The sequence below is a fragment of the uncultured Cardiobacterium sp. genome, from assembly GCF_938028825.1.
GTDB lineage: Bacteria > Pseudomonadota > Gammaproteobacteria > Cardiobacteriales > Cardiobacteriaceae > Cardiobacterium.
The window spans coordinates 34,729-47,028 of the sequence record NZ_CALIZP010000044.1; the positions used below are offsets into that span (position 1 = coordinate 34,729).

At 63.9% G+C, this 12,300-nt stretch carries 14 protein-coding genes; 9 read left to right on the forward strand and 5 right to left on the reverse strand.

Translation table 11 applies throughout. From position 1 onward, the window contains the following. Window positions 1–35: 35 nt before the first annotated feature. Window positions 36–257, reverse strand: a complete 222-nt coding sequence (locus Q0562_RS06750; protein ID WP_298642858.1) for a cell surface protein — start codon at window positions 255–257, stop codon at window positions 36–38. A 95-nt stretch (window positions 258–352) separates the two neighbouring features. Further along, window positions 353–1,726, reverse strand: coding sequence for a DegQ family serine endoprotease (locus Q0562_RS06755; RefSeq protein ID WP_298642860.1), 1,374 nt, complete (start codon window positions 1,724–1,726; stop codon window positions 353–355). A 115-nt stretch (window positions 1,727–1,841) separates the two neighbouring features. On the opposite strand from Q0562_RS06755, the gene Q0562_RS06760 reads away from it, so the two are divergent. The 4 genes from Q0562_RS06760 (at window position 1,842) to Q0562_RS06775 (ending at window position 6,136) form a co-directional block, all read left to right on the forward strand. Beyond that, on the forward strand, window positions 1,842–2,531 hold the full coding sequence (locus Q0562_RS06760) for a response regulator transcription factor (RefSeq protein WP_298642863.1): 690 nt from the start codon (window positions 1,842–1,844) through the stop codon (window positions 2,529–2,531). Beyond that, a complete protein-coding gene (locus Q0562_RS06765) occupies window positions 2,509–4,050 on the forward strand; it encodes an ATP-binding protein (protein ID WP_298642866.1) in 1,542 nt (513 codons plus the stop codon). Before Q0562_RS06760 ends, Q0562_RS06765 begins: the two co-directional genes overlap by 23 nt. 54 nt (window positions 4,051–4,104) lie before the next feature. Beyond that, window positions 4,105–4,713 (forward strand): PepSY-associated TM helix domain-containing protein, encoded by a 609-nt coding sequence (locus tag Q0562_RS06770; RefSeq protein ID WP_298642868.1) that lies wholly within the window; start codon window positions 4,105–4,107, stop codon window positions 4,711–4,713. 106 nt (window positions 4,714–4,819) lie between these two features. Beyond that, the gene (locus Q0562_RS06775) at window positions 4,820–6,136 is read left to right on the forward strand and encodes an NADPH cytochrome P450 oxidoreductase family protein (protein ID WP_298642870.1); all 1,317 of its coding nucleotides are present in this window, start codon (window positions 4,820–4,822) and stop codon (window positions 6,134–6,136) included. An 82-nt stretch (window positions 6,137–6,218) separates the two neighbouring features. On the opposite strand, the gene Q0562_RS06780 is transcribed toward Q0562_RS06775, so the two are convergent. The 3 genes from Q0562_RS06780 to Q0562_RS06790 form a co-directional block, all read right to left on the reverse strand. Beyond that, on the reverse strand, window positions 6,219–7,298 hold the full coding sequence (locus Q0562_RS06780; protein ID WP_298642873.1) for an anhydro-N-acetylmuramic acid kinase: 1,080 nt from the start codon (window positions 7,296–7,298) through the stop codon (window positions 6,219–6,221). A 48-nt stretch (window positions 7,299–7,346) separates the two neighbouring features. Beyond that, a complete protein-coding gene (locus Q0562_RS06785) occupies window positions 7,347–7,721 on the reverse strand; it encodes a hypothetical protein (RefSeq protein WP_298642875.1) in 375 nt (124 codons plus the stop codon). 84 nt (window positions 7,722–7,805) lie between these two features. Next, window positions 7,806–8,420 (reverse strand): L-threonylcarbamoyladenylate synthase, encoded by a 615-nt coding sequence (locus Q0562_RS06790; protein ID WP_298642878.1) that lies wholly within the window; start codon window positions 8,418–8,420, stop codon window positions 7,806–7,808. Window positions 8,421–8,568: 148 nt separating this feature from the next. Between Q0562_RS06790 and pheA the strand changes: the two genes are divergently transcribed. The 5 genes from pheA (at window position 8,569) to Q0562_RS06815 (ending at window position 12,297) form a co-directional block, all read left to right on the forward strand. Next, window positions 8,569–9,651, forward strand: coding sequence for a prephenate dehydratase (gene pheA / locus Q0562_RS06795; RefSeq protein ID WP_298642880.1), 1,083 nt, complete (start codon window positions 8,569–8,571; stop codon window positions 9,649–9,651). 27 nt (window positions 9,652–9,678) lie between these two features. Further along, entirely contained in the window at window positions 9,679–10,647 is a 969-nt protein-coding gene (locus Q0562_RS06800; RefSeq protein ID WP_298642883.1) for a J domain-containing protein, read from the forward strand. A gap of 3 nt (window positions 10,648–10,650) precedes the next feature. Further along, complete coding sequence (locus Q0562_RS06805) at window positions 10,651–10,914, forward strand: chaperone modulator CbpM (RefSeq protein WP_298642884.1); 264 nt, start codon at window positions 10,651–10,653, stop codon at window positions 10,912–10,914. A gap of 55 nt (window positions 10,915–10,969) precedes the next feature. Beyond that, window positions 10,970–11,860: an alpha/beta hydrolase-fold protein gene (locus tag Q0562_RS06810; RefSeq protein WP_298642887.1), complete on the forward strand. Its 891-nt coding sequence runs from the start codon at window positions 10,970–10,972 to the stop codon at window positions 11,858–11,860. Between the two features lie 164 nt (window positions 11,861–12,024). After that, a complete protein-coding gene (locus Q0562_RS06815) occupies window positions 12,025–12,297 on the forward strand; it encodes a hypothetical protein (RefSeq protein ID WP_298642889.1) in 273 nt (90 codons plus the stop codon). The last annotated feature ends 3 nt before the right edge of the window (window positions 12,298–12,300 follow it).

Consider the following 12,300-nt stretch of genomic DNA (forward strand, 5'->3'; position numbering starts at 1 on the left):
CGCAGGTTTGGCTTTTTTGCCGTGTGTTTCCGTGTTCAGGTGTCCAGGTTTTCCAGCGCGGCGGCGCAGAAGGTTTCCTGCCGGTCGGCCGGAATGGCGGCAACCTGATCCTTGATGAGCTTCATCGTTTGCTCGCCGGCATTGCCGTCTTTTTTCAGTTCTTCTTCCGCTTTTTTGTAGTAATCGTCGCAGGAACCGGCGAGGGCGGCGGCCGGGAGTGCCGCAGCGATGAGGGCGGCGAGCAGTGTTTTTTTCATAAATATTCCTTGTGGTTACGGGGGGAGAGCCGGATGGCGCCATGATAGTATCATGACGACAGGCGGCTGTATCTTCTCATTTCATGTGCCGCGCATCACGGTTGCAGGGCGAGGTAGAGATTCTGCCCGTTGCGGTAGATGAGCAGCGGCACGGGGCGTTTGCTGTCGGCTTTTTCCAGCAGGCGGCGCGCCGTTTTCACGTCTTCGACGCGTTTGCCGCCGACGGCAACGAGGATGTCGTTTTCGCGCAGGCCGGAGCGTTCTGCCGCCGAGTCGCTTTTCACGCCGCTGATGCGCACACCTTTGCCTTTGTATTTGAGGGCTTCGCGGTCGTCCCGGTCAAGCGCGCTCAGGCTGAGGCCGCGTACCGCCTGTGTCGCCGTCTTGCCCGTTGCGGCGATGTCGTCGCCCGCGTCGTTGAGGTTGCCGATTTCGACCCGGACGCTTTGTTCTTTGCCGTCGCGCAGCAGTTTGATGTCGGCCTTGTTGCCAATCGGCGTGGTGGCGACCAGTGCGGGCAGGTCGGCGGATTTGTTGACGGGCTTGCCGTTGAATTCGGTGATGACATCGCCGTTTTCGATGCCCGCCTTCGCCGCCGGTGAGTTTTCCATGACTTCGGCGACCAGCGCGCCGTGCGGGTTGTCCATGCCGAAGGATTCGGCGAGGGTCTGGTCCAGCCCCTGGATGCGCACGCCGAGCCAGCCACGCACCACTTCACCCTTGTCTTTCAGCTGGTCGGCGATGTTTTTCGCCATGTTGATGGGGATGGAGAAGGCGAGGCCGTTGAAGGCACCGCTGCGGCTGTATATCTGCGAGTTGATGGCGATGACTTCGCCCTTACTGTTGAAGAGCGGGCCGCCGGAGTTGCCGGGGTTGACCGCCGCATCGGTCTGGATGAAGGGGACGTAGTCGCCGCTCGGCAGGTTGCGGGCGACGGCGCTGACGATGCCCTGCGTCGCGGTGTGGGTGAAGCCGAAGGGCGAGCCGATGGCCAGCACCCAATCGCCGACTTGCACTTGATCGGAATCGCCGAGTTTGGCGACGGGCAGTTGCCCACCCTGGATTTTCACGAGGGCGACATCGGTGCGTTTGTCCAGGCCGATGACTTCGGCGCTGTATTCTTTGTTGTTGTTGAGCTGCACGCGCACTTTTTCCGCGCCATCAACGACATGGGCATTGGTGAGGATGTAGCCGTCGCTGTCAATGATGAAGCCGGAACCCTGTCCTTCCAGCACGCGCTCGCGCGGCGCGTCCTGCTCGAAGGGGAAATCGCCGAAGGGATTGCCGGGCAGGCCGCCGAAGAAGTCTTCAAAGACTTCCGGCGGCAGGCCGTTGATGGTCGCGGGCGTCTTGACGCGGCTTTCCACTTCGATGCTGACCACTGCATCCTTGGTCTTGGCGACGAGGGCGGTGAAGTCGGGGGCGGGGTCGGCAAAGCCCGTCGGGACGGCGAGCGCGAAGGCCAACATAACCAATGTTTTATTCATCAATACCTCTGATTGCATTAAGATAGACCGCACATTTTGGCTACCCCCACCTTACCTTAGCCGAAACAACCGATTACAGAAAAATAAGGAGCAACTCATGCACGTTCTGATTATAGAAGACGACAAAGACGTCGCCGCCTACATCACCAAGGGACTCAGCGAAAGCGGCTATGTCGTCGATGCCGCGCATACCGGTACCGAAGGGCTTTCCATGGCGCAAAGCGGGCAGTACGACATCCTTATCGTGGACCGCATGCTGCCCGAACTGGACGGACTCTCCGTCATCGAGCAACTGCGCAGCGAAGGCATGAGCACCCCCGTCCTTATCCTCTCGGCGCTGGGCGAAGTGGATGACCGTGTCGAAGGGCTCGCCGCCGGTGGCGACGACTACCTCGTCAAACCCTACGCCTTCTCCGAACTGCTCGCCCGCGTGCGGGCGCTGACCCGCCGCCGGGGTGGCGAAATCCAGGACCAGATGATGCTGGAAGTGGCCGACCTGCAACTCGACCGTCTGAAACGCAAAGTCACCCGTGGCGGCAAAAAAATCAACCTGCAACCGCGCGAATTCCGCCTGCTCGAATACCTGATGAGCAATGCCGGGCAAGTCGTCACCCGCACCATGCTGCTCGAAAAAGTCTGGGAATACCACTTCGACCCGCAAACCAACGTCATCGACGTGCACATCTCGCGCCTGCGCAGCAAAATCGACAAAGACTTCGACCCACCCCTGATTCACACCGAACGCGGCGCAGGATACAGCCTCTATGACCCAAGCGGCTATAACTAAGCGCTTGCGCGACTGGGGGAAGGCGGTGCGCACCACCGCCTTCAAATTTTCCCTGCTCTTCACCCTGGCATCGAGCTTCGTTACCGCCGTTTCGATGTACACCCTCTACCGCAGCGCCGAAAAAGAAATCCGCGAACAAATCGACTCGCGCCTCCTCGCCGAAACCACCAGCCTGCGCCGCCGCTTTGAAGAACGCACCAGCATCGGCCTCTACACCCCCGTACTCGGCATCATCGAACGCGTCCCCGGCGACCCGAACATCACCTTCTGCGTTACCGCACGCAGCGGCAGCACGGGCAACAGCGGCAACAACAACCCCTTTACTAACGGCTTCGCCGCCAACAGCCCCATCGCCGCAGCGGACAGCCAGCCGGCGAGCATGGACAGCGCGGGCGCCGACCTCATCATCCTCGACAGCAGCGTCGCCGACCTCTGCCGCATCAATACTGCCGATGCGGGCAGCAGCGTCGGCAACCTGCGCATCAACCTCGTCATGCGTGTCGTCATCGTTAACACCGCCGACAACCGCTACACCCTCATCACCGCCTACGACACCACCAACGAGCAAAAAATGCTGCGGCGGATGCTGGACAACACCATCTACGTTACCGCCTTCCTCATCCTCATCGCCTTCATCGGTTCCTTCCTCATCGGCTACAACATTATCCACAGCATCTCGCGCATCTCGCGCACCGCGCGGCGCATCGTGGACGGCGACTTCGGTGAACGCGTCCCCACCCGCGCCAACGATGCCGACGAAATGAACCAGCTCGCCGACGATCTCAACCACATGCTGGACCGCATCGAAACCCTCATCACCAGCCAGCGGCAAGTGACAAACAACATCGCGCACGACCTCAGAAGCCCGCTGAACCGCCTGCGCAACCGCATGGAAGTGGCACTGCTCGACCGCAACAGCGACACCAAAACCCTGCGCGACGTCATCGCCGACTCCGTCGAAGACGCCGAAAACCTGCTCAAAACCTTCAACGCCCTCCTCAGCATCGCGCAAGTCGAAAGCCGCGCCAAAGACGACTTCACCCACACCAGCCTGAGCGCCATCTGCGAAGACCTCGCCGAACTCTACGACGTCTTGAGCGAAGACGGCGAACACACCTTCGCCGCCGAAATAGAGCCCGACCTCGACATCATGGGCAACCGCCAGCTCATGGCCCAGGCCATCACCAACCTGCTCGATAACGCCGTCAAATACACGCCGAGCGGCGGCAACATCCGCCTCAGCGCCGAAAAACGCGGCGAAAACATCTTGGTCAGCGTTGCCGATAACGGCAAAGGCATCCCGCCGGACAAACGCGACGACGTATTAAAACGCTTCGTCCGCCTCGACAGCGCGCGCAGTACCCCCGGCAACGGCCTCGGCCTCTCGCTGGTCAGTGCCATCGTCGCCCTGCACAACGGCAGCCTGACCCTGCACGACAACAAACCCGGCCTGCGCATCCAGATTACCCTGCCGACCGAAACCGCCTACCTGCGCCGCCAGCACGAAAGCCAATACTGAAAAACCGCGATATGCCCCGCCAACCCACCCCAAACCCCGAAGGAAAACCATCCCATGAACCAAACCCTCTGGCGCTGGATACGCATCATCCACTGGATCCTCGGTGCCTACATCCTCACCGCCCTGACCTTCTTCGCCGCCACCGGCTTCATGCTTAACCACGGAGCCTGGTTCGAGCGCGACCCCATCGAAACCCAATGGCAGGCCAACCTGCCGGACGACCTCCCCCTGCCCGCACTCAGCGACGACGAAAACGCGCCCACCCCCGCCCTCAGCCCCAAACTCACCGCCTGGCTGGCCGAACGCAGCCCCTACCCCATGCACGCCTACACCCTGAAAGCCGAACCGCCGCAGCTCATCCTCGAAACCAGCGCACCCGGCAGCGAAGCCAGCATCACCATTGACAGCGAAACCCGCAGCGTCGGATACAGCGGGCGCAAAAACGGCATCATCAGCCTGCTCAACAACCTGCACAAAGGCCGCCACGCCCCGCGCATCTGGCACCTCTTCATGGACAGCTTCGCCATCCTCACCATCCTTGTCGCCATCAGCGGCCTGGCGCTGCTCGTTTACTACCGCAAACAGCGCAGCAGCACCTGGCTGTGGACCACCACCGGCATCAGCATCCCGCTCATCATCATCTTCCTCAGCATCCACTACTGACCCATCCCCGGAAAACCATCTGGGTATGCCGGCGCGCCGCTTCCCGGAACAGGCCGGCCTCACCCGCCCGCCAAAAAACAAACCACGCCCCAACCGAGACGCCCGCATGAACCCAACCCTCGCCTACCTCCTCCTCGCCGCGCAAAGCCTTGCCTGGCTCATCTGGCTGTGGAGCCGCCGCCCACAGCGCGTTGGCGACGACAACAGCCCGCTGCTCCTGCTCTACGCCAGCCAGGGCGGTCAGGCCGAAACCCTCGCCCGCACCCTGGCGCCGCAACTCGGTGTGACCGCGCAGAGCCTCGACGCCTGGCACGCGCACCACCCCGTGAAAGCCCTCAACCACAAAACCCTCATCCTCATCGCCAGCACCACCGGCGAAGGCGATGCGCCCGACAACGCCGTGCGCTTCACCCGCTCCCTGCGCAAACACAGCGCGCCGCTTGCCGACACCCGCTACCACCTCCTCGCACTTGGCGACAAACGCTACCCGCACTACTGCGCCTACGGCCACACCCTCGACCGCGAACTCAAACGCCTCGGTGCCGCCGCCGCGAGCCCCATCGCCACCGTGGACAACCTCGACCCGCAAACCATCACCTACTGGCAACAACAACTCGCCGCCGCGCACGACCTCACCATCACCGCTCCCGTCCAGGCACCCGCGCACCACGCCACCCTCGGCGCGCGCACCCTGCTCAACCCCGACAGTGCCCAACCCATCTACCACCTGCGCCTCGACTGCCCGACCATCCCCGCCGACACCGCCCTTATCGAAATCACCATCCCGCAGGAAAACGGGCAGGACATCCGCCGCCAGTACAGCGTCGCCGCCATCGCGCCGGACGGCAGTCGCGGCCTCGACCTCATCGTCCGCCTGCAAACCCACCGCGACGGCACCCCCGGCCCCGGTTCCGCCTACCTCACGCAAACCCTCGCTATTGGCGACACCCTGCACATCCGCCCGCTCACCCACCACCCCGCCGATCTGCCCGCAGAGCCTCGCCCGCTCATCCTCATCGCCAGCGGCAGCGGCCTCGCGGGCATCCTCGGTATCCTCACCCGCATGGAAGCCCGCTACCCCGCGCGCGCCAACAGCCTCAAACACTGGCTCATCTACGGCGAACGCCACCCCGAACACGACCGCATCTACGCTTCCTGCCTCGAAAAACAGCGCGAAGACGGCATCCTCACCTGGCTGGACCGCACTTACAGCCAGGGCAATCCGCCGCAATACGCGCAGCACATCCTGGAAAGCCAGCAAGAACGCCTGCTCAGCCAACTGGACGCCGGTGCCGTCCTCTACATCTGCGGCAGCGCGGACAAAATCGGCGCGGGGACGATGGACACCCTGCACCAACTGCTCGGCGAAAAAGCCTGCGACCGCCTGACGAAGGAAAACCGCCTGCACCTCGACACCTTCTAGGCGACCTGCCATTGCCGCGACCACCTCACCGCCTGCCTCCCGGCGGCAGCGCAAGAACGGCGGTGCGTGGCGAGACTGCGCGTTATGCCGGATACAGCGCGCCGAGGATGCGTGTCTGCCCGCCGGTGGTGGTACCGAGCGGCAAGGGGTGGCGGGCGGTAAATTGCGCGGCGAGCCAGGCGAAGCCCGCCGCTTCCAGCGCCTGGGTCGGGATGGGGCAGGGCGTGGTGCGCTGATGGCGCGCGGCGAGCAGGGCATTGATGCGTTCAACCAGAAAGGCGTTTTTGGCACCGCCGCCGGCAAGGATGATGTCGCCCGCGTCTGCGGGGATGGCGGCGCAGATACTCTGCGCGGTGAGTTCGAGCAGGGTGCGCTGCACATCTGCCGCCGCTTCGCCGCCGTGCAGGTGGCGGTTGAGCCAGTCGAGATGGAAATAATCGCGGCCGCTGCTTTTCGGCGGCGCGCGGTGGAAGTACGGATCGGCGAGGCAGCGGGCGAGCAGGCCGGGCAGGAGGGTGCCGCTGCGCGCCCAGTCGCCGCCGGTGTCGAAGGGCAGGCCGCGCGTTTGCCGGATCCAGCTGTCCATGAGGCCGTTGCCGGGGCCGGTGTCGTAGCCGCTGCTGCGCGCCGGGGTGAGCAGGCTGATGTTGGCGATGCCGCCGATGTTGATGACGGCGGCGCGCTCAAGCCCCAGCAGACCGCGCTGGAAGAGGGGCGCAAGCGGGGCGCCCTGGCCGCCGGCGGCGATGTCGCGGCTGCGGAAATCGGCGATGGTGTCGATGCCGGTAAGCTCGGCGAGGCGGGCGGGATTTTGCAGCTGGATGGTGTAGGGCGGATCGTGGTCGGGGGCGTGGCGCAGGGTCTGGCCGTGGGTGCCGATGGCGGTGATGGCGGCCGCAGTCATGCCGGTTTCGCGGAGCAGGGCGGCGACGGCGGCGGCGCTTGCGGCGGCGTGTTCCCAGGCAGCGACGGCGGCGCGGTGCAGTTCGTTGCCGCCAGGGCGGTAGAGAGCGTAGAGGGCGGCGCGCAGGGCGGGCGGCATGGATTGCCCGCTGTGGGCGAGATAGGTACAGCGCGCGCCATCCGTGCGGATGAGGGCGGCGTCAATGCCGTCCAGACTGGTGCCGGTCATGAGGCCGATGTAGTGGCGGGGCATGGTCATGGTCGTGAAAAAGCCCGCCGAGGCGGGCTTTTTTGTGTGGACGCGGGCTTATTTGCCGCTTTCTGCCGGAGCGGCGTCGGCAGGTTTTTCTGCTTCGGCGGCAGGGGCGGTGGCTTCGGCCACGCTGCTGGCAGCTTCGTGGACGTGTGCCTTGGCGGCGTCCATCGCGTCGCCTGCGGCTTCTTTGGCGCCATTTACCGCTTCGCCCACGGCGGCTTTGGCGTCGCCCACGGCTTTGTCGGCAGCTTCTTTGGCTTCACCGGCGACTTCTTTCGCCTTGTCGGCAGTCGCGGCGGCGGTTTCTTTCACGTCTTTGGCAGCGGAAGCGGCGGCTTCTTTGCTTTTGTCTTTGGTTTCGTCAGAGCAGGCAGTCAATACGCTTGCGGCAGCCAGGGCGGCTAACATGAGGGTGCGGATGTGCATGGTAAGTACCTCGTTTGAGTTAAAGGGGTTCGCGGCGCAGTATAGCCGTATGTTGTAGTGGCGCAACATACGTTCGGTTAAGGTTCAGGTAATGTTGGCGACATCTCCCGCGCCCTGCCGCAGGACGGCGGGCGGCATCACGGTAAGGTCGAGCACAGTGGTCGGGTTGAGCGGCAGGTCGCCCGCGTCCACGATGAGGTCGATGAGGCCGGTGGCGGCGGCGGGCAGGTCGTGGATGTCGCCGCCGAAATCGTCGCCGTCAAAAAGCGACACGCCCATCAGCGCCTCGCCGTGCGCGGCGAGCAGCGCCTGCATGACGGGATGAGCGGGGACGCGGATGCCGATGGTTTTGCGCTTGTCGTTCTGCACGCGGCGCGGCACTTCGCGGCTGGCGGGCAGGATGCAGGTGTAGGCGCCGGGGAAGAGGGTCTTCAGCAGGCGGTATTGCACGTTATCGACGCGCGCGTAGCGGGCGAGGTCGCCGAGGTCGGCGCAGAGGATGGTGAAGGGGTGGTCGCGGTCAAGCGCGCGGATGTGGCGGATTTTCTCCGCCGCCGCCTTGTCGTCCAGGCGGCAAAGCAGGGCATAGCCGGAATCGCTCGGCACGACGGCGACGGCACCGCTTCTGATGATGTCGGCAACGCGGTCGATGTCGCGCGGCTTGATGCGTTCGGGGTGAATTTCGAGTATATCGCTCATGGCAGGTTCCTGTGTTTATAGTCGTTTCAGATAGGACTGGGACTCGTCAACACCAAGTTCTATTTGGGACGACTATGGCGTCCGCCGCGCGGCGGCGGGCGAGTGTGCGAGAATATAACACGTCCCGCCCCTACCGGAGTCCACCCCCATGCCCACCCTGCATGAACTGCGCGCGCAAATCGACGCGCTTGATGCCGACATTCTCGCCCGCCTCTCCGAACGCGCCCGCTGCGCGCAGGCCGTCGGTGCCATCAAAAAAGCCGAAGGCAGCAAAGACATCGCCTATTACCGCCCGGAGCGCGAGCGGCAGGTGCTGGAACGCATCGCTGCGCTGAACGGCGGCCCGCTGCCGGATCAGGAAATCATGCGCCTTTTCCGCGAAATCATGTCCGCCTGCCTCGCCCTCGAACTGCCGCTGGAAATCGCCTACCTCGGCCCGGAAGGCACTTTCACCCAGGCCGCCGCGTTGAAACAGTTCGGCCATTCCGTCACCACCCGCCCGCTGCGCTCCATCCCCGACATCTTCAAGGCGGTGGAAAGCGGCGTGTGTAATTACGGCGTGGTGCCGGTCGAGAACTCGACCGAAGGCATGGTCACGCATACCCTGGACAGCTTCGTCACCTCCAGCCTCAACATCTGCGGCGAAGTGCTGCTGCGCATCGGGCAGAACCTCATGACCCACGCCACCATGCTGGCGGACATCCGCCGCGTTTATTCGCACAGCCAGTCGCTGGCGCAATGCCGCAGCTGGCTGGCGGAAAACCTGCCGCATGCGGACATCATCATGGTCGGCAGCAACGGCGAAGCGGCCCGCCTCGCCTCCGAAGAACCGGACGCGGCGGCGATTGCCGGAAAAATGGCAGCAGAACTCTACGGCGTGCCGGTGCGCTACCCGCATATCGAAGACGACGGCAACAACACCACGCGCTTTCTCGTCATCGGTCAACAGGCAAGCGGCATCAGCGGCTGCGACAAAACCACCATTCTCGTCTCCTCACAGAACCGCCCCGGCCTGCTCTACCAGCTGCTCGAACCCATCGGCCGCCACGGCATCAACATGACCCGCATCGAATCGCGCCCCAGCCGCCGGGGCATGTGGGAATACGTGTTCTTCATCGACCTCGAAGGCCACCGCGACGAACCGCCCATGCGCGTCCTCCTCGACGAAATCCGCGACCGCGCCAGCCTCTTCCGCATCCTCGGCAGCTATCCGCAGGCGGTATTACAATAATTCACCAACCCCAACACAGGCCCCCACATGGCACAAACCCACTACGACACCCTCGGCGTCGCCAAAGACGCCAGCGCTGCCGACATCAAAAAGGCGTATCACCGCCTGGTGCGGCAGTATCACCCCGACATCAGCAAAGACCCCGATGCCGACAAGAAAACCAGCGAAATCAACCAGGCCTACAATGTCCTCAAAGATCCGGAAAAGCGCGCCGCCTATGATGCCGAACTCGCCAACCCCTTCGCCGGACAGGCGGGTGGCGCGGGCTTTGGTGGCGGCTTTGGCGGCTTCGACCCGCGTCAGGCGGGCGGCTACCGCGAATACCGCTTCGACGACAGCCGCTTCGGTGAAGGACAGCCCTTCGGCGGCGGCGATTTCCGCTTCGACGACATCTTCTCCGCCTTCGGCCACGCGCAAGAACAGCGCGCGCGGCAAAGCGGCCCGATCAAGGGCGAGGATCAGCACGCCGAACTCGCCATCGACATCGCCGCCGCCTATCAGGGCAGCGAGCGCAGCCTCAGCCTTGATATGCCGACGCTCACCGCGCAGGGCGAAATGACCTACGCCCGCAAAACCCTGCACGTCAAAATCCCCAAAGGCATCATCGAAGGCCAGCAAATCCGCCTGCGCGGTCAGGGTCTGCCGGGCTGGAACGGCGGCGACAACGGCGATCTCTACCTGAAAATCCGCTTCCATGAAAACCCCGGCCTCTACGTCAAAGACCGCAAGGACGTGTACCAGCAAATCCGCGTCATGCCGTGGACGGCGGCGCTCGGCGGCAGTCTGGAAGTGGCGACACCGGCGGGCAGGCTGCACGTCAGCATCCCGGCGAACAGCAAAAACGGGCAGAACCTGCGCCTCAAAGGCAAAGGCATCCCCGCCAAAGAAGCGGGCGACCTGTTCCTCACCATCAACATCGACCTGCCGCAAGCCGACAGCGACGCCGACCGCGCCGCCTGGCAACAACTGGCGGCACACTACGGCGCAAGAGGCTGAACCATGCACGACGAACACGACATCCAACTGAGCTACCGCGAAATCATCCGCGCCTGCGACAGCGACGACACCTGGTTTACCGGCATCATCGAAGCGGACATCATCCACGTCAACGGCGACCCGCAACAGGCGACATACAGCGGCTACCAACTGGCGCGTCTGCGCCGCGCGCGGCGCATCAGCCGCGACTTCGAGGCAAGCGCGCCCGCGACCGCGCTCATCCTGCAACTGCTGGACGAACTCGACACCCTGCGCAAGGGGCGGTGATGCCCGTCGCGCAGCGTACTGCCGTTTTATCGTTCCGCCCAACCCCAAGGATTTCATGACCCGCCCCCTGCTTGGCGCCTTCATCGCCCTCTTTCTCGGCAGCGCCCACGCCGCGCCTGCCACCCTGCCGCACACGGAGGAACGCATCCTGCACAGTGTCCATACCGGCCGTGATTACCGTATCCAGATTGCAACCGGCGGTGAGGCGCCGGCAGACGGCTACCCCGTGCTTTATATCCTTGACGGCGATACGCTTTTCCCCGCGCTTGCGGTGATGACGCAGTCCTGGCAATACCGCGCCGCAGAAACCGGCGCGCGTCCGCTGGCGCTTGTCGGCATCGGCTACGCGAACGGCGAACTGCTCGACCTCGCCTCCCGCAGTGCGGATTACACCCCGCCTGCGCCTCACTACCCCGATGACCGCTACACCTACGGCGGTGCCGAACTTTTCAGCCGCTTCATCGAAGAAGAACTCAAACCTGAAATCGCCAACACCCTGCCCGTCAACGACCGGCAACAAGCCATCCTCGGCCATTCCTACGGCGGGCTCTTCGCCCTCTACACCCTTTACAACCACCCGCAGCACTACCGTCATTACCTCATTTCCAGCCCGTCCATCTGGTGGAACGGACGCCGTGTCCTCGCCGACGCGCACCGCCTCGACACCGCACCGCAGCCGCCGGTGCACATCCGCATCACCGCCGGGGCCTACGAAGAAGAGAGCGATCCGCGCCTGCCGCCCGACCCCGAACGCGCCGCCCGCCAGAAAGCGCGCGGCATGGTCAGCGCGGCGCGCGACGCCGCCGCTCGGCTGCAAGCGGCGGGCATTGACGCCGAATTTCAGCTCTACCCGCAGGAAACGCACGGCACGGTAATGTTCACCGCATTGCCCGATTACCTGCGTTTCCTCTACCGCCAACTCGCCGCCGCGCAAAAGAGCGATTGAGCGGCGTGGCGTGCTTTACTGCCGATACCGTCAAATCGCTGAAAAAAGATAACGGTGCAGGGCAGGCATTTTCTCGTTGTTACGGCTTTTGGGCGGTTTAACTATTCAAGCCCCCCGTTTGCCACCATCTCCGCCCCGCTACAATCCACCATTAGAAGCCGCTCATGCCGCACTTCACTCCCGATCTCGCCAATCCGCACAGCCGTGGCTGGAGCGGCGGCTGTCATTCCCCCTGGCGGAACAGTCGGGGCTGGCTCGCCATCGGCGTCATCCTCCTCGGCATTCTCTATGACCCCAAGGCGTCCGCCTTTTTTGGCCTGACCCGCTACGGCGGGCTGTGCCTGCTCGGTGGGCCGAGGCCCACCCTACACGGGTTCAGTATTTGCGCCGCTTATATATTCCGCATCGCGAGGAGTCAGCATAGTATGTTGATTTAAATC

What these genes read in the sequence shown, in the direction of transcription:
- Q0562_RS06810 (WP_298642887.1), top strand. Translation starts at nt 10,970, where the DNA reads ATGACCCGCCCCCTGCTTGGCGCCTTCATCGCCCTCTTTCTCGGCAGC.
- Q0562_RS06775 (WP_298642870.1), top strand. Translation starts at nt 4,820, where the DNA reads ATGAACCCAACCCTCGCCTACCTCCTCCTCGCCGCGCAAAGCCTTGCC.
- Q0562_RS06790 (WP_298642878.1), bottom strand. Translation starts at nt 8,420, where the DNA reads ATGAGCGATATACTCGAAATTCACCCCGAACGCATCAAGCCGCGCGAC.
- Q0562_RS06765 (WP_298642866.1), top strand. Translation starts at nt 2,509, where the DNA reads ATGACCCAAGCGGCTATAACTAAGCGCTTGCGCGACTGGGGGAAGGCG.
- Q0562_RS06785 (WP_298642875.1), bottom strand. Translation starts at nt 7,721, where the DNA reads ATGCACATCCGCACCCTCATGTTAGCCGCCCTGGCTGCCGCAAGCGTA.
- Q0562_RS06770 (WP_298642868.1), top strand. Translation starts at nt 4,105, where the DNA reads ATGAACCAAACCCTCTGGCGCTGGATACGCATCATCCACTGGATCCTC.
- Q0562_RS06800 (WP_298642883.1), top strand. Translation starts at nt 9,679, where the DNA reads ATGGCACAAACCCACTACGACACCCTCGGCGTCGCCAAAGACGCCAGC.
- pheA (WP_298642880.1), top strand. Translation starts at nt 8,569, where the DNA reads ATGCCCACCCTGCATGAACTGCGCGCGCAAATCGACGCGCTTGATGCC.
- Q0562_RS06750 (WP_298642858.1), bottom strand. Translation starts at nt 257, where the DNA reads ATGAAAAAAACACTGCTCGCCGCCCTCATCGCTGCGGCACTCCCGGCC.
- Q0562_RS06760 (WP_298642863.1), top strand. Translation starts at nt 1,842, where the DNA reads ATGCACGTTCTGATTATAGAAGACGACAAAGACGTCGCCGCCTACATC.
- Q0562_RS06755 (WP_298642860.1), bottom strand. Translation starts at nt 1,726, where the DNA reads ATGTTGGCCTTCGCGCTCGCCGTCCCGACGGGCTTTGCCGACCCCGCC.
- Q0562_RS06780 (WP_298642873.1), bottom strand. Translation starts at nt 7,298, where the DNA reads ATGACCATGCCCCGCCACTACATCGGCCTCATGACCGGCACCAGTCTG.
- Q0562_RS06815 (WP_298642889.1), top strand. Translation starts at nt 12,025, where the DNA reads ATGCCGCACTTCACTCCCGATCTCGCCAATCCGCACAGCCGTGGCTGG.
- Q0562_RS06805 (WP_298642884.1), top strand. Translation starts at nt 10,651, where the DNA reads ATGCACGACGAACACGACATCCAACTGAGCTACCGCGAAATCATCCGC.